The organism is Fenollaria sp. C0166D3 (assembly GCF_056590255.1).
Genome location: NZ_JBWPVU010000001.1, coordinates 1 through 20,565, shown reverse-complemented (window position 1 = coordinate 20,565; position 20,565 = coordinate 1). Strand labels below are relative to the sequence as shown.

The window sequence follows — 20,565 nt, the reverse complement described above, 5'->3', positions numbered from 1 at the left end:
ATAATATTGATTAATTTTCTTCTTTGCTAATAGTTTCAGCTGCCTTTGCTTCTTCCTTTGCAGGTGCTTCTACTTTTGTAGCCTCTGCCTTAGGTGCTTCAACCTTTGGAGCTGCTGGCTTTGGTTTTAAGTTCTCAGCATGAATTGCCTTTGTAGGACATTTTTGTGCACATATAGTACAGTTGATACATCCTTCGTAAACAATGTGAGCTAAGTTATTTTCAAAAGCTATAGTATCCTTTGGACAGTTCTTAACGCATATCTTACAGCCAATACAACCTACGCTGCATGCTTCTTTAACTTTCTTGCCCATATTAGTGTTTTTACACTTAACAAATACCTTGCTCTTGTATGGAACCATCTCGATAATTTTCTTTGGACATACGCCAACACATATCTTACAAGCCTTACATTTATCCTTTAGAACAAATGCAACACCATTTCTCATCTCTATAGCATCGAATGGACATGCTTTAACACAAGATGCACAACCAACGCAGCCAAACTCACATGACTTTGGTCCGCCTGATATTTGTGATGCAAATGAACAGCTTTCTATGCCTTTATAATCGTATTTAATTTTTGTTTTATCGCAATCGCCTTGGCATAATACATTTGCAACCATCTTTTCAGAGCTACCTGCATCAACGCCAAGTATTTCAGCTATCTTACTTGCGCATGTTGCTCCACCTACCGGACATGCATTAACAGGTGCATCGCCCTTAGCGATTGCATTTGCAAGGCCTTCGCAGCCAGGGAAACCACAAGCACCGCAGTTAGCTCCTGGTAGTGCAGATAATACTTTATCTACAGTTGGATCTAGTTTTACTTCAAATACTTTTGAAGCTATTGATAGTAAAACAGCGAATATCAAGCCTATGATACCACAGACTGCTATAGGTATTAAATATACTTCCATATTCTACCTCCTATACTAGTCCTGAGAAGCCCATAAACGCGATAGACATAAGTCCAGCTGCGATTAGTGCAAGAGGCATTCCCTTAAGTGGTTCAGGTACATCAACAAGTTCAAGCTTTTCTCTTAATGATGAAAGTAGTATTAGTGCTAAGCCAAAACCAAGTGATGCGCCTATAGCGTTTGTAATTACTTCAAATATGTTGTATTCACTTTGAATGTTAAGTATAGCAACACCAAGTACCATACAGTTTGTTGTGATTAGTGGTAAGAATACACCCATCGCTCCGTAAAGCGCTGGTGATATCTTCTTTATAACCATTTCAACGAATTGTACTAAGGATGCTATGATAAGTATAAATACAATTGTTTGTAAATATCCTAAGTTAAATGGGTTAAGTAATAGTATTTGTACATAATAAGTTATGATTGAAGCAAGTGTAACAACAAATGTTACTGCCACGCTCATACCTGTAGCTGTCTCTACCTTACTTGAAACACCAAGGAACGGACAAATTCCTAAGAATTGAGCGAAAACGTAGTTGTTTACAAAAATTGTAGAAATTAAGATCTTAAATATTGTTCCCATCTAGTTTTCCTCCTTCTTTTTGCTCTTTAATAAGTAAATGTTAAAGATGGCTACGAATATACCTAGAACAATGAATGCTCCTGGAGGAAGTACGAATAAACTAGCTCCTTGGAAGATTTGTTTACCCCAGATTGATCCAGCGCCTATTAATTCTCTAACAAAACCTAATGCGCATATTGCGATAGCATAACCTAGGCCAGAAGCAAAACCATCTATCATTGAGTAGAAAACGTTGTTCTTTGATGCAAAGCTTTCTGCTCTTGCAAGTATCATACAGTTAACTACTATAAGTGGAATGAATAAGCCTAGTTGCTTATACATATCTGGTAAATATGCGTGTAATACTAAGTCTATGATAGTAACGAATGTTGCTATGATAACTATATATATAGGTATTCTTATCTTTGAAGGAATGATCTTTCTTAATAAAGAAATAAATATGTTCGATAGGATTGTAACTATCATTACAGCAGCTGCCATTGTAACTGAGTTTTTAAGAGTACTAGAGATGGCAAGTACTGAGCATAGACCAACTAATTGTGATAGTATTGGGTTGCCGTCAACCATACCGTCTTTAAATATTTTTGATATCTTCATCTCGCACCTCTACTTTATCTTACTTAATGCGTCAATTGCTTGATTAACAGCTTCTACAGTTGCTCTTGAGGAGATTGTTGAGCCTGATATAGCTTGTATTTCTTCTCCAGAAGCAGTCTTTGATAAAACTAATTCTTTGCTTGCATCTTTATCACCAAATTGATCTTTAAAGTCATCATGTTCGATTCTATCACCAAGTGATGGTGTCTCCTTGTGTGATAAAACAAGTATCTTAGTAATCTTATCTTCTGCAACGCCTGTTAATATAACAACGTCTCCGCCATAACCTGATCCAGAAGTTTTGAATGTGTATCCTATAACTGAACCATCTTTTTTCGCTTCGTATATATCTTGAATCTTTTTATTTTCACTCTTTAAGCTTTCAAGTTTTGCTGCATCAAGCTGATCAAAGCTATCAGCATCTGGAATTAATTCTTTGAAAGCAGCTTGAGTTTCTTCATATTCCCTTTGGTCTATGATAGGCTTAGTCAAGCTGTTTGTGTAAGATAAAACTCCGCCAGAGAAAGCTGCAATGATGAATAATATTAAACCAAGTTTTAATGTTTCTTTCATTTGCTCTTAACCTCCCCAAATACCTTAGGTGTAGTTAATGACTCGATTAATGGTGTAGCTGTGTTCATAAGTATGATTGCATATGAAACACCTTCTGCCATACCTCCATATATTCTGATTATAGCAGTGATTAGACCGCAGCCTATAGCAAATATGATTCTACCATTAGGTGTTACAGGACATGTAACGAAATCTGTTGCCATGAAGAAGGCACCTAGTATAAGTCCTCCGCCAAGTATATGGTATGGCAATAAGCTTATGTCGACACCAAATGCTAGCAATAATACTGCTGTAGTTAAAATATATAAGCAAGGTATTTTCCAATCAATAACTTTCTTTACTATTAAGTAGATTCCGCCAAGAATCAATAGTATAGAACATGTTTCACCTATAACTCCACCGATGTTACCAATTGCCATGTCCATAAGTGATGGCAATTCAGCTGTTGTACCTGCCTTCATTAGTTGAAGTGGCGTAGCAGATGCTACTCCGTCAGGTGTGATGTAATTAGTTATAAGTCCTGGCCAAGATGCCATGATAGCTGCTCTTGCTCCAAGTGCTGGGTTCATAAAGTTTGAACCGATTCCACCGAAGATTTGTTTTACTATGCATATAGCAAAGAAACCGCCAAATACTGGCATCCACCATGGTGCACTCGCTGGTAAGTTAAATGCTAATAAAATTCCTGTAATTACAGCTGATAAATCGCTAACTGTAACTTTCTTTTTGAATAACTTTTGCATAAGTACTTCTGCTACAACGCATGAAGCTACTGATACTACTGTTAGCATTAAAGCGTTCATACCGAAAAAGTAGATACTTGCTGCTAAAGCTGGTAGTAATGCTATGATAACGTCTAGCATCATCTTTTGAGTAGTATCCTTAGAACGCAAATATGGAGCTAAGCTTACTCTGTAAAGCTTTTCTTCTTGTAAATTTTTATTTGTTTCCATATTTCCCTCCTATCTAGATCTTCTTAGAGATTGTTTTATCTCTCTCTTTGCTACTGAAATTCTTTCAGCTAAGAATCTCTTTGCAGGACAAACATATGAACAAGATCCGCATACTATACAGCTTTGAGCGTTGTATTTGTCGCACATCTTAAGGTTGCCTAGCTCTTGATATCTTGAGATATAAAGTGGCATTAAGTGTACTGGACAAGCTTCTACGCACTTACCGCATTTTATGCATTGGCTTTCTTCTTCATCTTTATAGTCGTTATCAGTTAATAGGATTATACCTGATGTATTCTTTGATATAGGAGTATCTAATGAATATTGAGCAACACCTGTCATTGGTCCACCAACTATAACTTTTGTAACATCGCCATTAAAGCCGCCAGCTTGTTCAACTAGATCTCTAATAGATGTTCCAACATATGCGTTGATGTTCTTAGGTGTTTTTACTCCGTTACCTGTAACTGTAACTACTCTCTTATGTGATACGTGACCAAACGTTACTGCATCGTAGATAGCTACGAAGGTACCAACATTACTTACAAATGTATTAACATTCTTAGTTCTTCCTCCTTGAGGAACTTTTCTACCTAAGATAGAGTCAACCATTCTATAAGCGTCCCCTTGAGGGAATTTAGTTTTAAGTACTGCTACTTTGATGAACTTGTCATCTTTTAATTTTTCTTCTAGTAGGTCAATAGCGTCTTGTTTATTATCTTCAATTCCTATGTAAGCACTGCTAACATTAAGATATTTCATAACTATCCTAAGGCCGCCTATCATTCTGTCTGAATATTCAAGCATCATTCTGTGGTCACATGTCAAGAACGGCTCGCATTCAGCAGCATTGATGATTATAGTGTCTATGGTGCCATCATCTGATGATTGTAATTTTGCAAATGATGGGAACGCTCCTCCACCCATACCTATAATTCCTGCTTCTTTAATTAGTTCGATGATTTTTTCTTTAGATAAGTTTCTAAAGTCACCGTAACCTTCCATTAAAAGTTCACTACTGTTTGGATTGCCTAGTGCTTCTAATTCTTCATCACTTGCTTTTTCAATAGTGATTGAATTAACTAACCAGCCTCCTGTAGTGTAAACTTTGCCAATATCTCTAACTATACCAGAAATACTTGCATGAACAGGAGCAAATAAAGATGCATCGCTGTCACCAATCTTTTGGCCTTCTCTAACAAAGTCGCCTTTTTTAACAAGCGGCGTACATTCAGCACCTACGTGTTGATTTAGTGGAATAACAACTTTATTAGGCTCTTTTTGCTCTTCAATAGCTTGTTTTTCTGATAATTCCTTGTACTCAGGCATATGAACGCCCCCAGTAAAGGTTTTAAGTATTGACATAAAATCACCCCATTTCACAAATAAATATTATAACATTAAATTCGAATAATATCAAGACTTTGCGCTCACAATAATTAAATCTTTTATCTTCGAATAAAGGTTTTGAAAATTAATCTTGCCATCAAATATCATATTCTCTTTAAATATTAAAGCATTCTTCTCATAGCCTAGTGGTATATATATCTTTTCATCTTGAAGAAAATTATTTATTTCTTTGTATTCTATCTTATTAGTATATAAATTATTAAGTAGAGCCTCATATCTATCGTCAGCGTAGCCCATAAAGTTATTAGCGGACCTATTTGAAAACATATAGCTTAGGTCAAAGGCGTTGTTAACTAGGTACTCACCAACATAGATGTCATAATTTTCAGTAAAGCTAATCTCGCTCGCATCCTTTGCAAGCATCTCTACTTTAAAGCCTGCGTTATCAAGCTGTGTGTAAATAATATTTGCAATCGCTCTCTTCTTCGCGTCGTTTTTATTATATAGTATGCTTAGCTTAATAAGTTTATTATTTTCATCGACGTACTGATGATTTTCGTTTTTCTTTATACTTAGCTTAGATAAATCCTCTTTCTCTTTTATATCGTGAAGACCAAAAATTGATTCTTCAGGATAAAAGCCTTGGCATAAAGCTAAATTGCTTGAGAAAACCTCTTTATTGATCAGTTCCTTATTTATGCTAGCTTCAACTAGCTTTCTTAAGTCAATTGATGGCTTCTTCTTATGGTTAAAGCCAATATAATAAAGCTTATTCGATGGAAATTCAATCACAGAATACTTTGAGCTGTTTAAAAACGCTGAGTAATTTGAATCAAAAGCTGTGTATATATCAAGCTTACCAGTTTCGAATATGCCCTCAATATTAGCAGGGTTCTCTATAACTATGCCTGTAACTGTGTCAATGGATGCTTGACCATTGTAGTAGGACTTATTTTTCTCTAAGATAAGCAATTTATTGTTTTCGTATGACTTAAACTTGAATGGTCCTGTACCATTAGGCGTGTAATTATTATAGTCATCTGTTGCTGATATAATAGGAAAAGTTAATTTATACAAATTATTTTGACTTGCACTTGCAAATTTAACTTCTACACTATTATTATCAAGTCTATTGATAGTGAAATTTGCTGATCCATTAAAAATTTTATTTCCTTCGTCATTTATCAAATTATAATAAAAGGACCTATCCTTATTATTTAAGATATAATTATATGAAAAGATAACATCATCCGCGCTTAAAACTTTGCCATTATGAAATTTAACGCCCTCTCTTAACTTGATTCTATAAGTTCTCTCATCCACCTTTTCTACCGAACTCGCTAGCAAATTATTTAATGATGAATCATCATTGATTTCTAAAAGGCTTGAATAAATAAGGTCTTTATAGTAATAATAGTATAGGTTGTCATTAAGTATAGGATTAAATGTCTTAAATGGTGTTAAAGGCAGATTGATATTGCCTCCTTGAGATAATAGATAAGCTTCACTCGCCTCGTTTTGTGCGCCTTCGTTATTATCAGTTTTCTTGCAAGAAATTAGACTTACGCAAAGCACTAATACTAATATTAATAATATTTTCTTCTTCATTTGCTAAAGTCCTCCAATATACTTGAAAGCTCATCTAGAAAAATTCCATACTTATCCATAAAGTTAATGATATTTCTTGTCAATCTAATTTCTCTTACATATTTTCTTGTCTCTTCGAAATCCACGTAATTATCCATTTCATTTTTATTGTAGCCTTCAGCATTGATCCAGCGCTTAGCATTTTCAGGACCTGCATTGTATGCAAGGAGCGCATGCTCTTCATCTGCATCCATAAGCTTCATTAAGTATGACAAATAATATGTCCCTAGTCTAATATTGTTATCAGCAGATTCTATCCTGTAATCATCTATATTTAGCTTGTCCATAAGCCACATAGCTGTCGACGGCATAAGCTGCATAAGGCCTATAGCACCCTTTGATGAAACCGCCGTCTCCTTAAAGCGTGACTCCTTAAATATAACAGCCTTAACAAATGATTTATCTACACCGTATTCTGTAGAGTACTTATCTATGATATCATCATACTTTCTAGGTATAAAATATATATAAACTAGCTCAATAACAAATATTATTAAGAATAGTTTTATTAAAAATTTAATTAGCTTCTTCATTTATTCTCTCCAAAGTTTTCAAGACCTCTCTTTTTAAATCAGAATGAGTAGAATTGTTTAATATAATGTAGTCAGCTAACTTAGCCTTTTCATCATTCGTAATGCGAGTATCTATCCTAGACACAGCCTCTTCCTTAGTAATATTGTTTCTATTCATAAGTCTTTCAACTTGTATATCTTTATCAATATCTACAAAGATTATGCCTTTTATCTCAATATTTGCTTCATCAAAATATTTTTTCGCTTCAAAAAATACTGGCACTTCGATAAAATTAATGCCATCTATGAGCATATCTTTGATTTTTTTATAAACAAGAGGATGCACAAAGGCTTCCACCTTTTCTTTAAAGGCAGTATCTGTAAATATATCGCATCTCATCTTATCTTTATTAAGCTTTAAGCCTTCTGCAAAATATTCTTTGCCTATTAACTCTTTAAAGCTCTTTAAAAATTCTTCATCCTTATATAGCTCCTTCACAACATCATCCGCGCTGATGGTCATGTATCCTTCATCAGCAATGATTTTCAATACAGATGACTTTCCCGAAGCAATGGAGCCAGTCAAAATATAATTATTTTGCATCGTACCAATTATCCGCTTTATTGATATCAACTTTTAGATCCATATCAAGGCCATCAATATTTTCCATTAGATCCTTGATTATGTCTTTAACTCTATCCGCTTCTTCTTTCTTTACTTCAACAACGATTTCGTCGTGAACAGTTACAATTATATGAGCAGCTATATCCTCTTCTCTAAATTTATTGAATATCTTAACTATGGCAATCTTAATTATGTCCGCACTAGTGCCTTGTATAGGCATATTAAGCGCAACTCTCTCGCCAAAAGCTCTTATATTGTAGTTTGAATTTTGAAGCTCTGGTATATTTCTTCTTCTATTGAAAAGTGTCTTTACATAGCCATCTTCTTTAGCTTTTTCAACTACGTCATTCATATACTTGTGAACTCCAGAGAACTTTTCAAAGTAATTATCGATGTATTCTTTTGCTTCTTTTCTTGAAATCCCTAAGTCTTGTGACAATGAATAGTCGCTTATACCATAAACAATGCCGAAGTTAACAGCCTTTGCTCTACTTCTGTGCTCACTATCAACCTCGTCAAATGGAATACCAAAAACCTCAGAAGCTGTCTTCCTGTGTATATCTAAGCCCTCTTCAAAAGCGTGCAGCATCTTTTCATCATTGGCAATGTAGGCAAGTATCCTTAGCTCGATTTGTGAGTAGTCGCTATCAAGCAATGTGTAGCCATCTTCGCTCACAAAGGCTTTTCTAATCTTTCTACCAGCCTCAGTCCTTATGGGGATGTTTTGAAGGTTTGGATCTTGCGATGAAATCCTTCCAGTCGCTGTATTTGTTTGATTAAAGTAGGAGTGTATCCTGCCTGTCTTATCAATTAGGTCCTTAAGACCGTCAATATATGTTGATTTAAGCTTTTGATAAGTTCTGTACTCAACGATTTGATCCGCGATTGGATGCTTATTTGAAAGCTTCTCCAAAACCTCCGCATCAGTCGAATAGCCCGTCTTAGTCTTTTTGATAGGCTTAATACCAAGCTTATCAAAAAGTATTTCACTTAGCTTCTTAGGTGAATTAACATTAAATTCTTCACCCGCTAAGCTAAATATAATTCTTTCCTTTTCCTTAATAAGTTCGTCGTATTCGTCTCCAAGCCTTAGTAGCTCGTCCCTATCTACCTTAAAGCCTGTAAATTCCATATCTGCCAAAGCTTCACTAAGCGGAAGCTCTATATCGTAGAAAAGAGTTTTTTCGTCTAGATTCTCAATCTTTTCCTTTAATATTGGATAAACATCTTTTATAGTCTTGATCTCATTACTTAAGACTTCGCTTGCCACGTCCATATCAATAGCAGAGGCCACTTTAGTCCTAATTTTTTCCTTCTTATATATATCGTCAAATGAATTTATTTGTCTTTGCAAATAGTCCATAGCCATGTTTTGTATACTATAGTTTGACTTGTTTGAGTCGATTAAATAGTAGGCGATGGCTGTATCAAAGGCAAAATTTTTAATCAATATACCTTCTTTTTGCGCTAAGACATAAGCCTTTTTGATATCGTGTGAAATCTTTTTAATATTTTCATCTTCTAAAATATTTTTAATGCAAGATAAATTATCAGTTTTAATAATATAAATTTTGTCTAGAATAAAACTAATATATAAAATATCTGAAGTGAAGTATTTGTCAGTGTCTGTAGTGATATTAAAGATAAACTCATCCTTTACTTTATCAAGAGCTTTTAAATTATCTTCATCAAGTATTTCTACTTCTAAATTGTTTTGTGCTACTTCTATATTTTTACTGCATTCTAAAGAGTTAAGTCTAGAATTTAGTTCTAATTCTTCAAAAATTTCTCTAAGCGAATCATTGTTAGCATCATTTATTTTATAATCATCGATGTTCATTGATATATCAACGTCTTTAACAATAGTCGCAAGCTTTTTAGATAGAAAGGCCATGTCCTTGCCATCTTTTATCCTTTGATTAGTCTTGTTATCTTTAAGCTCGTCAATATGCTCATAAAGATTTTCTATAGTTCTGTACTCACTAAGTATTTTTAAAGCAGTTTTCTCGCCAATGCCATAAATACCAGGGATATTATCAGATTGATCGCCCATAAGGGCCTTTAAGTCGATAAATTCGTCGGGGCTTAGTCCATAAACCTCGTTCATCTTTTCTATATTATATGTATCAAACTCACTTACGCCCCTCTTAGTGATGATAACGTCTGTATCGTCCTTAATTAGCTGTAAGTAGTCCTTGTCTCCTGTTATAAGCACTTTCTTAACGTTCTTGTCATCAATCATAGTCAAAGTGCCTGCAAGGTCGTCTGCCTCAAAGCCAGCCTTGTCCAAAACCTTTATGCCCATCTTAGTAAGTATGTCCTTAAGTATTGGGAATTGAACACTTAGCTCATCAGGAAACTTCATTCTATTGCCTTTATAATCATCATAGATATCTTTTCTAAAAGTTTTTTCTTTTCTATCAAAGACCACGCAGATGTATTTTGGATCGTAGTCAGCCTTAATCTTGTCAAGCATGTTTAAAAAGCCATAGATACCGTTAGTAAATATGCCTTTCTTGTTACTCAATAATCTAATTGCATAAAAAGCTCTGTTAAGTAAGCTTGAACCGTCTATAATTACAAAATTTTCCACTATCATCACCTGCTAATATCTTAACATTAAATGAGGTATTTGTCAATTAATTAAGATCACAAATACATTGATTTATAAGCTTATTAAATACTTTTGAGCATAAAAAAAGATCAAACTAAAGCTAGTTTGATCATATATGGCGGGAGTATGTGCGAATCGAACACACCTATGAAGCTACAAACCCCACATGCACGGTTTTGAAGACCGGAGAGCCCACCAGGACTCATCTACCCCCAAGCTTATTTATTATAGCATAATTAAAGCTATTTTACAAGTATTTTATATTATTAAGACATTTTTTAGAAAAAATAAAGAAAATTTAAAAAAAGTCTTGCTATTTCTAAAAATATATGGTAAAATATCAATGTTATGAAATTTGGAGGTGAGATTATTGGCAAACATTAAATCTGCGAAGAAAAGAATATCAGTTAGTAAAAATAAAACTTTAGTAAATAAATCTAGAAAAACTGAGCTTAAGAACCTTATAAAGAGATTTGAATTATTGGTTAACGAAGGCAAAACAGATGAAGCTAGAGAAGTACTTAAAGTTATAGATAAAAAATTAAAGAAGGCTGAACAAAGAAACTTATTCCACAAGAATAAAGTAGCTAGAAAGATGAGTAGATTAACTCACAAGTTAAATAAGGCTGTTTAGTTAGAAGAGACCTTATTGTCTCTTTTAACTAAATTAAATTTTTTTAAGAAATTTTAAAAAAACCCTTTACAAATTAGAATTCTTGTTGTATAATGGTAAGGTAGTTTTGGACCATTAGCTCAGGTGGTAGAGCAACTGACTCTTAATCAGTGGGTCCAGGGTTCGAGTCCCTGATGGTCCACCAATAGAAACGTGTATTTGCACGTTTCTTTTTTTATGCTTTTTTTATTGTTTATCTCCCCCATATGTATTATAATATAGATATGAAGGAGTGATTCAATGAGTAAAATACTGAATTTCAAAAATAAGAACGACGATCAAAACGCAAAAGATAATAAATCATATACAAAAACCATTGCTACTAAACCTTACAAATTTACTTACGCTAATTACAAGAGCGGGCTTGTCCTTTCCTACTTATATATAAACGACAAGTCTTATGAGGTGAAGAGCTATTATGAAGCGTATGAGCTTATGCTTAAGATTCTTTCTCATGATTATGGCGATGCCATCTTAAAATATTTTGATGAGCATAATCTTTCATCTACTAAGAGCTCTGACTTTACTAGACCTTATAAGTTTATAAATGTCTATATTGAAATAAAGCTTGAAACGAAAAAGATGCTTAAGCTAATGGATGAGCTAGCCAAACTTTGCGGTGTTAATTACTATCTATTATCAAATAAAAAGAAACTTAATATTAATAGCACAAACGAAAGATATATCTCCTGGCTAAGCTACTCAAGCATTAGCGCTGAGGACGATGCTCTTCTTAAAAAGATGAGTGAAGATGAAATTAAAAACAATTTCGCAAATGACCTTGTCTTTGGAACGGCTGGCCTAAGGGGTAAGCTTGGTCTTGGTACAAACATGATGAACGTCTATACAGTAAAGCTCGCTGCTAAAGCCATTGCCCTAGTCCTTAAAGAAAAATTTGATTCCCCATCTGTAGTCATTGGCTACGATACAAGGCATATGTCAGAGGGCTTTGCTCATCTTAGCAAAAACATCTTCACAAATGAAGGCATTAAGGTATATCTCTTTGATGAAGCATTGCCAACGCCTTTCGTGAGCTATGGCATAAGGCATTACAAGGCATCTGCTGGGGTTATGGTGACTGCGAGCCACAATCCAAAGGATTACAACGGCTACAAGGTTTACAACGAGCACGGATCTCAAATACTTGAGGAGATGGCTGAGCTTGTGCAAAGTAAAATGAAGTCTGTGAACTTTGATAAAATTTCGATTAGAGAGAAAGATGATAAATATCTAAAAATGATTGACGATGAATTTTTTGCTTCTTATTATAAAGACCTCTACTCTATCAAAATGGATGTAGCTATGGATAAGGACTTAAATTTTGTCTACACACCTCTTAATGGTACTGGTCTTAAGCCTATTGTCAAAGTGATTAAGGACTTTGGCTTTGCAAATTATCATATACCTAAAATTCAAGAGAATCCTGATCCTGACTTTACTAGCTGCCCTTACCCTAATCCCGAATTTAAAGAGGCATTCAATGAGGCAATAAAGCTCGCGAAAGAAAAGAATGCTGACGCGATATTCGCAAGCGACCCTGATTGCGACAGAATCAACATGGCTGTTAAAAAAGATGGTGAATACATTATTTTGGATGGCAACAGAGTCGGCGCGCTTATGCTTGACTTCATTCTTAATCATACAAAGCCCACAAAAACTTCGTATCTAGTTAAGTCCATCGTCACATCGGATTTTGCAAAAGCCATTACCGAGGGCCATGGTCTTGAGTCCGCTGACGTTTTGACTGGCTTTAAGAATATCTGTAAGCTTGCTAATGACTTTGAAAATGTGAGTGACAAACACTTTTTCTTCGGCTTTGAAGAGAGCATAGGCTATGTCTATAGAGATTTTGTAAGAGATAAAGACGCTGTTAACGCTTTCATGGTGCTTATTCAAATGACTGCTTATTATAAAAAGCAAAATATAAATATCTTGGACCATTTAAATAGTCTTTATGAAAAGTACGGCTACTTTGTTCAAGCGCAAGAGTCCATAGTCTTCGAAGGACTTGACGGCAAGGACAAAATGGCTAAGATTATGGATAAGTTCAGAAATAATTACAAGAACGAGATCGATGGGCTTAAATTTATTAAGAGAGTCGACTACTTAAATGATGAAACTGGTCTAGATAAGTCAAACGTGCTTAAGTACTACATCGATGACTACTCATGGATAGCGATAAGACCATCGGGCACTGAACCAAAGATTAAATTCTATTTCTCGATAAGAGCAAATAATGAAGCTGAAGCAAAAAAAGAATTAGATAGAATTAAAACTATTGTTTTAGAAAAAATTAAATATTTTTAACAGATAAAGGGCTATGAGTTATCTCATAGCCCTTTGTATTATATAAATTCAGCCTATTTATTTTGTAGTTTTAGTAGTTTTATAAGCATATCAAGCGTATAAGCAAGTTCACCTCTAGTAAATTCAGATTCAGGTGCGTATTTACCTTTTGACTCAACTTGAAGAAGTCCAGTCTTTTTAATCGCTATAACTGCTTCTTTTGACCATTGCGGAAGATTTTTAAACTCATTCTCATCAACACTAACTACATCATATAATTTTATATTGTTTATCTTAATAAGCTTGTATAGCATAACTATAAACTCTTGTCTAGTAACTTTCTTTTCTGCTTTAACAGTTCCGTCACTATAGCCGTTTATTATGCCTTTAGATGCAGCCCACAATATAGATTCGTAATACCACTTATCATTTTCTAAATCGGTAAATGTATTCACAGCGTTTACATTTTTATCTAAAGATATGCTCATGAATACTTTTGTTACCATGGCTCTAGTAATGCTTAAATCTGCTTTAAACTCACCATTGCCCATGCCTTTTAGAACGCCTCTTTCCACCATGTTTCTTATAGCTTCATCTTTTGGTTCATTTGAAACGTCTTTAAGATTAACTTCTTGTTTAGGGTATTCGATTATAATACCTTCTTCCTTCTTTGTTTCAATAGGCTCAGTGCTAGATGTTTCTTCCTTAACTTTTTTCTCTTCTTTAATCTCAGTTTTTGGTCTAGGTCTATATGGCCTAATTGGTCTTTCATCATCTTCTGGTAATGGCCTTGGCTCAGGTTTTGGCTCTGGTTGTGGTTCTGGCTGTGGCTCTGGCTGTGGCTCTGGTTTTGGCTCTGGTTGTGGCTCAGGTTGCGGTTCTGGCTGTGGCTCTGGTACTACTCCCTCTTCTTTTTCCCATTTTGCATAAACAGTTGTATCTGTGATAGGTCTTTCTGAGTCAAAATCAAAAATTTCCGTACATTCTTTATCTTTATACCAGCCAATAAATTTATAATCTTTTTTACTAGGATCTGGATTTGGTTTTACCAGCCCAATGATTGATGAAGAGCCAACTCTTACAGTTTGATCTTCAATCTCTGTGCCGCCAAATGTTTCAAATTTAATTTTTGATACAATTTCAATAATATATAAAGCGTTCATGACATTATCATCACTAGATACTACGTGAAGTCTTAAATCTTTATATCCTCTTGCTGAAATAATAATCTCATCATCTCTTTCAAAGAAAGTTTTATTTGTAAATACAAGATTTAAAATATCTTGTCCGTTCATATCTTGTCCTGCTTCTTGAGTAAATATATAATTATTTATATCTCCACTCTTTCTTTTTATACTTATTTCTCTGATAGCATCAAGATATTCCTTGTCGCTTGGCTTATAAGCAATGCTGTGCTTACAATTTTCTTTATTATAAGATGAATCTTTTGATTCTATTTCTTCTAGAATTGGTTCAGAAGGATCTTTTGTGTTAAGCGATAAATCATACCACATAGCCTTAAGCTCAATATCTTTATCTAAAACAATCTTTTGACCTGGAAGTAATTTTTCATTATCTAATTGCCAATAATCAAATACTTTTCCATCCGGAGCTATAAATTTTGCTTCAGGTACAATGAAGTCTTCATTTGCATACGCTTTAGCATCTTCCATAGAACCACTAGCTTCGCCAGGATTGAATTTTACATCAAAGCTTTGATCTGCTAATTTCTTCCATAGAGCTTTTATTGTTACGTTGTCATTTATTTGATATTTATGACCTGGCTTTACTCTTGATCCCTTATATTCCCAAACATCAAAAACATAACCACTAGGTGCTGTAAATGTGCACTCTGGAAGCTCATATATATCTCCGTTATCAATTTTGACATCATCCATAGTGCCGCTGCCTTTATTTGAATCAAATGTAATTGTCCAGATAGTTTTTTGTCCCTCAATCTCAGAACTAATTGAATAATAAATGTCAGTTCCAAAATTATTATTAGATTTTATAGTTATTATAAGATTTTTATACTTCTTTGTGACTAATTTTATTGTATCTCCTTCTTTTAGTTCAGCGTTGTATGGGAATCTTAATTTTTTTATACTATTTGATGCATAGTCAACGTCATCAAATACGCTAAAATCACTTGTTTCACTTGTAGTGCCATTATGATTTATAATTATCTTATCTAAATCATCTAAATATTTTTTAGCTTCCTCACTAGATGCAAATTGAATAAAATGAGTATAGTCACTTGCACTTGCACTCGCCATTTGTGAATTTGGTTTTATTGGATCAAGTTTTTCACTCTCTTCCTCGTTTATCTTCTTTTTTTCTTTCCATAAGGCTTTTATTGTTATATCTTCGAATATATATTGATTTTCTCCAGGATTCTTCTCATTATTATAAACTTGCCAAGCCTTAAACTCTTTATTTTCTGGCGCATCGAAAGTACATTTAGGTAGTTCGTAGTTTGATTTCTTCTCAACTTGTACTGGATCCATCTTGCCTGTGCCAGTATTTGCATCAAAACTTATAGTGCACATCTCTTTATCGCTCAACTCATCTATCTTAGCACCTATCATATATGTTCCCTTTGTTGCTGGCTCGATCCAAGCATTATTAAACATTTCATATGATAAATCGCTATCCATCTTATTGTCAATTCCAAGAGCTAAATCACCATCAAGCTTTGTGAAGGCTATATAAAAATCGCCATCAACTTGTACATTAGTGATATCTAGTTTGTTCCAGCCTTCTTGTTTGAAGCTTAAATCCTTTTCAAATAAAATACGTCCTGGTAGTAAATCATTGTCATCTTTATCGTAGATTGAAATTCTGTACTTGCTACCACTAAGATCAACGTTCTTTGTCTTTGTTATATAATAAGATACTTCTTTAATCTCTACTAGCTTATCGTTTTTAATCTTATTGGCAAAAGCTCTGCCCTTTAAGTCTTGTCCAGCAATTTCATCACAAGTTTCATCTTGATATCCAAGATCTTTTGTGCCAAGATTAAATACCTTAGGACCCAAGTTTATATTTACCGTTCCAGAAGGCATAATAAATTCTTTCAAGGTAGATTTATATCCCGCTTTGCTAGCAATGGCAATGTATTTACCCGGAGTTAAGTTCTTGAAACTAATAAAGTCACTATCGATTTCTCCAAGCATATCACTCTCACCTTGTTTATATAGTTTTACATTGATATTGCCACTGATATCTCCGCCATTTTCATCATAAACATTTACATATACAGTTTTCTTTGCCGCTTTATCTAAGTATATGTCTTCTTTATGGTCTCCGCCTTTAAGAGTAAAGCTAATTGTTTTATCGTTATATCCTTCAGCGCTCGCAATGCCTGTATAATCACCTTTTGGAAGTTTTATCTCAAAGTAACCACTACCTGCTTCGCTGTCAACATAAGTATTAGTCTCATTGATATAAACTCTTCCGCTAAGAGGTATTATTCCTTGTCCCTCTTCACTAGATGAAAGTCTCTCCATATTTTCTAATCTAAATGGGCTTAGTTTTTCAGCCTTTGCTATTATATTTGTATCAGATTTCTTAGTATTTATGCTTACATCATCAATATACCAACCGCCGCATTGCTCTGGATTAAATTTTGGATTATCGCTTCCAGCATCTAAAACAAATTTAACTTTAAATTTATTGCTTAAATATTCTTTAGCAATGTCTACTTTGTTTGTAAACCAAGAGGTTTTAATGTGTTTTTCAACTTCACCTTCGTTAAGTGTATAAACTTTTTCCCAGTTTGCTCCATCATCTTTAGAAAAATAAATTTCGCCTATATCTTGATCATATGAATCATACTCATCAAAGCGTCTTCTGCCGTTTGAGCAGAACCAGTTTTGGTAGTAAAGACAAGCGTTATCTAATTTACTTAGGTCCATGCTAGGTGAAACTAAAGTATATTTTGTTTTTGCCTTTCTGTAATCATTCATTGATGTCGACCACATCTTCATTCCAGGGTTTTTACCTAGTGAGTTTACTGTAGCAGGCTTTTTATAATTATGATCATTTTTATCGGCTAACTCAAGCTCACCATACTCCCAAGGAGTACTGCCTTCTTCATTTGTCCAGCCTTGCTCGCCACTTTCGAAGTCATATACTAAATGCTCTTTACCTTCTGTAAATGTATGGCTTAAAGTTTCTGATGCTTCACTTGGCACATCTCCAATCTTGGCCACAGCATAGTAATAATAAGTTCCTTTTTGTGGTTTAGGTATATCAACTAGATCAATCGAATAATTTCCAAAACCTTTAAATTTATCTTTTTTATTTAATTTTAATACGCAATCAAATGGTCCATTAGGATCACTTGATCTATATAGCTCATAATCAGTAATTTTATCATTTTCAACTGGTGAAAAACTATATACTAATTTACCATCTTTTTTATCAGTTAATTTTATATATTTACTTGGTGCTTCAGGTACTTCATTTGATGCTTCATCTATCTTTATATCATCAATATACCAGCCCTTGCCCTCAGTATTATACTCGCCATTTGGTCTAAAGCCAAACATTATACATATCTTTTTGCCCTTATAAGCACTAAGGTCTATATACTCGTCTTGCCACTGTCCCTTTGATGAATTTTTATATGATCTTAATAGGTTCCATTCTAAGCTATCTGCGTCGCTGTCTTCACGAGCCTCAGCTATCCATACTTCAGCTTGATCAAAGAAGGCAAAATCCGAATTTCCTAAGTCATAGTAATGCTTAAAGCTTATAGCTGCATTTCTAGTCTCCTTGCTTAAATCTATTGGAGGCATAACAAGTATTGAACCAGTTCTGATTTTTTTGTATGGTGCTATACCAACTACTTTATTGTTTGGTTCGTCTTCTTTTATATTGCCCCACTTAAATAATTTTGATTCTCCTCCAAATTCAAAACCTGAGATATCTCCTTCAAAGTTTTGAGCATATCCGATGCCAATGCCTTTTTCAACTGTAAAATTAAATTCTTCAGTTTTAAAAGTTTGTCCATTGACATCTTTTGCTTCTATATAATAAGAACCATTATTTACTGATGTAAATGTGCTTATTGCAACGCTAACTGAGTAGTATCCACTAAGTTTACTTCCTTTCTTTAATTGCATTGGATATGCCTCATATCCATCTGTAGTTTTTAAATATAAAGTAACACTGTCAACACCAGCGTTATCGCTTACATCTGCATCAAAACTTGTTTTATATGTTGTAAATATTTTGTTTATAGGATTGTGAACTAACTTAGGTCCTTCTGTATCCTCTCCATGTGCTAATAATCTTCCTGAGAATATTGCCATAGAACTATCATTTACTTCATTGCCTTTTGCTTGTCCCTTCGCTAATTCAACTGCTAAAGCAGCATTTACCTTGCCATAACCATATGCATGGTTAGGACTACTTGTGTAGTCTTCATCTTTTAAAGGTGTTGCTGTTGAATTTAATATCTTCTCAATTTGATCAACGCTAAGGTCTTTATTGACAGAAAGCATAAGTGCAACTACACCAGTTACGTGTGGACCAGCCATAGATGTTCCAGTCAAGATTTCATATTTATTGCCTGGCATTGATGAAAGAATATTAACGCCAGGAGCAACTATATCTGGCTTCCATTTATCAGTGTAATCTGATTTACCTCTTAATGAAAACTTAGCTACGTGCTCATCTTTTCTAATAGCACCAACAGCATAACTTTCAGGATATGAAGCAGGAGTACCTATAGAATTTTCTCCACCATTGTTAAATTGACTAACGTTTCCCGCAGAAAATACTGGGAATATGCCAGCTTTTCTCCAAGCCTTAACTATATCTTGATAAAAACCATCTGTTGAATTGCCACCCCATGAGTTATTTACAACATTTGGAGCATATTTTGGATCTCCATTAGGAGCCATAATCCATTCGCCTGCTTTAATCAATTTTGCGTTATCTGTCTCGCCATCGTCATCAAATACTTTAACTGCCATCCACTTAGCTCTAGGTGCAACACCTAAAAGTGATTTCTCTCTGCTTCCTAATATAGTGCCGCATACGTGTGTGCCATGACCTCTAGAGTCGCTTGGTGTCTCTTGTGATCCGTCTTTGCCAGTAATTGTGTTATACCATGAATATGCTGCTAAACTTGCATCATTACCTCTATAATTATCTTTTATAGCTGGATGAGTGCCATCAACACCAGAGTCAATGATAGCTACAACCACTTCATTATTTGACGAGCTTGCAAGTTCTTGTGCTTTATCAGCGGCAATAGCTTTTAAATTCCATGGAACATGCTTGCCATTTGCTGTGAACATTGAAAAACTTCTTGCTTCTGGTGCATTCTTTTCTTTTTTATCAGCTTTTATCTTTTTATTTATAACTATCTTTTCAACATCACTTCTTTTAGCTAAACTAGATAGTAATGATTTTTTAGCAATTACATTAATACAGTTTATTATATGAAATGACTCGTAAAATTTGACTTGTCCTGTCGCTTTTTCGCTCTCAAGTATATCAAGTATGCTTTTTTGTGAGTATTCAGCAAGTCTTTCAGATTGTTCGACAATCTCCTCTCTGATTGCGTCTTGAATTTCTTCTTTGGATTTTCCATAGCTTTTGTTTTGAACATAGCTATCTATCCTAGAATAATCAAGTTCTTTGTTTAGTTTAATAATTGCGTCTACGAATTCATTATCTTCTATATCTTTAAGTTCTATAAGCTTTTCTTTATAGCTTAGTGAATTATTTTCTATAGCAAAAACATCAACAAAGCTTGTGAACATCAGTGCTAGAACAAGAAATAAAGATAAGATTCTTTTAATTTTGCTCATATTTTACCTCCTATGATAATATTAGTTAGCCTATGCTAACTTCTTAATTATAGCATAGATACTATCTTTTGTCAATAAAAAAACTATCACGATAAGACATATATTCTTAATTGTCAAGACATATGTTACACTTAGAAAAATATTCTTTTACAACTTGGTTTGGCGTTTTAAAGTTTAATGATATTTTAGCTGTATTGTTATATCTATTTTGATGCTTATATATTTGCTTAATCAGATCTTTTTCTCTTGTAAATGTTTTTCTGTTATACACTATTTTACTATCTTCTCTATGGCTTCTTTCTACTTTCCCATTTTGCCATGGTGAGTATGGTCTTGTCCTTTTAATCTTCATTCCTAGTTTTTGTGCAACTTTTTCAAATGCGCTTGTTTTGTCTGTCTTGTC

The 20,565-nt window shown here is 34.1% G+C and carries 14 protein-coding genes and 2 tRNA genes; 3 read left to right on the top strand and 13 right to left on the bottom strand.

What is annotated here, in order from left to right; genetic code table 11:
- Positions 1-10 precede the first annotated feature (10 nt).
- From AC1EJ0_RS00080 to AC1EJ0_RS00030, 11 genes are all read right to left on the bottom strand, one after another.
- Entirely contained in the window at positions 11-919 is a 909-nt protein-coding gene (locus AC1EJ0_RS00080; protein WP_480022907.1) for an RnfABCDGE type electron transport complex subunit B, read from the bottom strand.
- Positions 920-929: 10 nt separating this feature from the next.
- On the bottom strand, positions 930-1,505 hold the full coding sequence (rsxA, locus tag AC1EJ0_RS00075) for an electron transport complex subunit RsxA (RefSeq protein WP_058260242.1): 576 nt from the start codon (positions 1,503-1,505) through the stop codon (positions 930-932).
- Entirely contained in the window at positions 1,506-2,102 is a 597-nt protein-coding gene (gene rsxE / locus AC1EJ0_RS00070; RefSeq protein WP_294984913.1) for an electron transport complex subunit RsxE, read from the bottom strand.
- Between the two features lie 9 nt (positions 2,103-2,111).
- Complete coding sequence (locus AC1EJ0_RS00065) at positions 2,112-2,675, bottom strand: RnfABCDGE type electron transport complex subunit G (protein ID WP_480022908.1); 564 nt, start codon at positions 2,673-2,675, stop codon at positions 2,112-2,114.
- Positions 2,672-3,628, bottom strand: coding sequence for an RnfABCDGE type electron transport complex subunit D (locus AC1EJ0_RS00060; RefSeq protein WP_294797188.1), 957 nt, complete (start codon positions 3,626-3,628; stop codon positions 2,672-2,674). Before AC1EJ0_RS00060 ends, AC1EJ0_RS00065 begins: the two co-directional genes overlap by 4 nt.
- A 9-nt stretch (positions 3,629-3,637) precedes the next feature.
- Positions 3,638-4,993 (bottom strand): electron transport complex subunit RsxC, encoded by a 1,356-nt coding sequence (rsxC, locus tag AC1EJ0_RS00055; RefSeq protein ID WP_294984908.1) that lies wholly within the window; start codon positions 4,991-4,993, stop codon positions 3,638-3,640.
- A gap of 51 nt (positions 4,994-5,044) precedes the next feature.
- Complete coding sequence (locus AC1EJ0_RS00050) at positions 5,045-6,586, bottom strand: ABC transporter substrate-binding protein (protein WP_480022909.1); 1,542 nt, start codon at positions 6,584-6,586, stop codon at positions 5,045-5,047.
- Complete coding sequence (locus tag AC1EJ0_RS00045; RefSeq protein WP_480022910.1) at positions 6,583-7,158, bottom strand: lytic transglycosylase domain-containing protein; 576 nt, start codon at positions 7,156-7,158, stop codon at positions 6,583-6,585. The genes AC1EJ0_RS00050 and AC1EJ0_RS00045 overlap by 4 nt, the downstream gene beginning before the upstream one ends.
- Positions 7,142-7,741: a dephospho-CoA kinase gene (gene coaE / locus AC1EJ0_RS00040; RefSeq protein WP_480022911.1), complete on the bottom strand. Its 600-nt coding sequence runs from the start codon at positions 7,739-7,741 to the stop codon at positions 7,142-7,144. The genes AC1EJ0_RS00045 and coaE overlap by 17 nt, the downstream gene beginning before the upstream one ends.
- Positions 7,731-10,355: a DNA polymerase I gene (polA, locus tag AC1EJ0_RS00035; protein ID WP_480022912.1), complete on the bottom strand. Its 2,625-nt coding sequence runs from the start codon at positions 10,353-10,355 to the stop codon at positions 7,731-7,733. The genes coaE and polA overlap by 11 nt, the downstream gene beginning before the upstream one ends.
- Before the next feature lie 137 nt (positions 10,356-10,492).
- Positions 10,493-10,590, bottom strand: a tRNA-Sec gene (locus AC1EJ0_RS00030).
- A 156-nt stretch (positions 10,591-10,746) separates the two neighbouring features.
- On the opposite strand from AC1EJ0_RS00030, the gene rpsT reads away from it, so the two are divergent.
- The 3 genes from rpsT to AC1EJ0_RS00015 all read left to right on the top strand — a co-directional run bounded on the left by rpsT (position 10,747) and on the right by AC1EJ0_RS00015 (position 13,356).
- Complete coding sequence (gene rpsT / locus AC1EJ0_RS00025) at positions 10,747-11,010, top strand: 30S ribosomal protein S20 (protein ID WP_304016119.1); 264 nt, start codon at positions 10,747-10,749, stop codon at positions 11,008-11,010.
- A 108-nt stretch (positions 11,011-11,118) separates the two neighbouring features.
- Positions 11,119-11,194: transfer RNA gene (locus tag AC1EJ0_RS00020), tRNA-Lys, on the top strand.
- A 95-nt stretch (positions 11,195-11,289) separates the two neighbouring features.
- Positions 11,290-13,356 (top strand): phospho-sugar mutase, encoded by a 2,067-nt coding sequence (locus tag AC1EJ0_RS00015; RefSeq protein ID WP_480022913.1) that lies wholly within the window; start codon positions 11,290-11,292, stop codon positions 13,354-13,356.
- A gap of 53 nt (positions 13,357-13,409) precedes the next feature.
- On the opposite strand, the gene AC1EJ0_RS00010 is transcribed toward AC1EJ0_RS00015, so the two are convergent.
- Together AC1EJ0_RS00010 and AC1EJ0_RS00005 are read right to left on the bottom strand one after the other, a co-directional pair.
- Positions 13,410-20,162 (bottom strand): S8 family serine peptidase, encoded by a 6,753-nt coding sequence (locus AC1EJ0_RS00010; protein ID WP_480022914.1) that lies wholly within the window; start codon positions 20,160-20,162, stop codon positions 13,410-13,412.
- A 106-nt stretch (positions 20,163-20,268) separates the two neighbouring features.
- Positions 20,269-20,565, bottom strand: a 297-nt coding sequence (locus tag AC1EJ0_RS00005) for an integrase core domain-containing protein (RefSeq protein ID WP_480022915.1), incomplete at its 5' end; no start/stop codon positions are given.

Bases quoted from the DNA above. Each gene is read 5' to 3' on its own strand.
- AC1EJ0_RS00080 (WP_480022907.1), bottom strand. From the start codon at position 919: ATGGAAGTATATTTAATACCTATAGCAGTCTGTGGTATCATAGGCTTG.
- rsxA (WP_058260242.1), bottom strand. From the start codon at position 1,505: ATGGGAACAATATTTAAGATCTTAATTTCTACAATTTTTGTAAACAAC.
- rsxE (WP_294984913.1), bottom strand. From the start codon at position 2,102: ATGAAGATATCAAAAATATTTAAAGACGGTATGGTTGACGGCAACCCA.
- AC1EJ0_RS00065 (WP_480022908.1), bottom strand. From the start codon at position 2,675: ATGAAAGAAACATTAAAACTTGGTTTAATATTATTCATCATTGCAGCT.
- AC1EJ0_RS00060 (WP_294797188.1), bottom strand. From the start codon at position 3,628: ATGGAAACAAATAAAAATTTACAAGAAGAAAAGCTTTACAGAGTAAGC.
- rsxC (WP_294984908.1), bottom strand. From the start codon at position 4,993: ATGTCAATACTTAAAACCTTTACTGGGGGCGTTCATATGCCTGAGTAC.
- AC1EJ0_RS00050 (WP_480022909.1), bottom strand. From the start codon at position 6,586: ATGAAGAAGAAAATATTATTAATATTAGTATTAGTGCTTTGCGTAAGT.
- AC1EJ0_RS00045 (WP_480022910.1), bottom strand. From the start codon at position 7,158: ATGAAGAAGCTAATTAAATTTTTAATAAAACTATTCTTAATAATATTT.
- coaE (WP_480022911.1), bottom strand. From the start codon at position 7,741: ATGCAAAATAATTATATTTTGACTGGCTCCATTGCTTCGGGAAAGTCA.
- AC1EJ0_RS00015 (WP_480022913.1), top strand. From the start codon at position 11,290: ATGAGTAAAATACTGAATTTCAAAAATAAGAACGACGATCAAAACGCA.
- AC1EJ0_RS00010 (WP_480022914.1), bottom strand. From the start codon at position 20,162: ATGAGCAAAATTAAAAGAATCTTATCTTTATTTCTTGTTCTAGCACTG.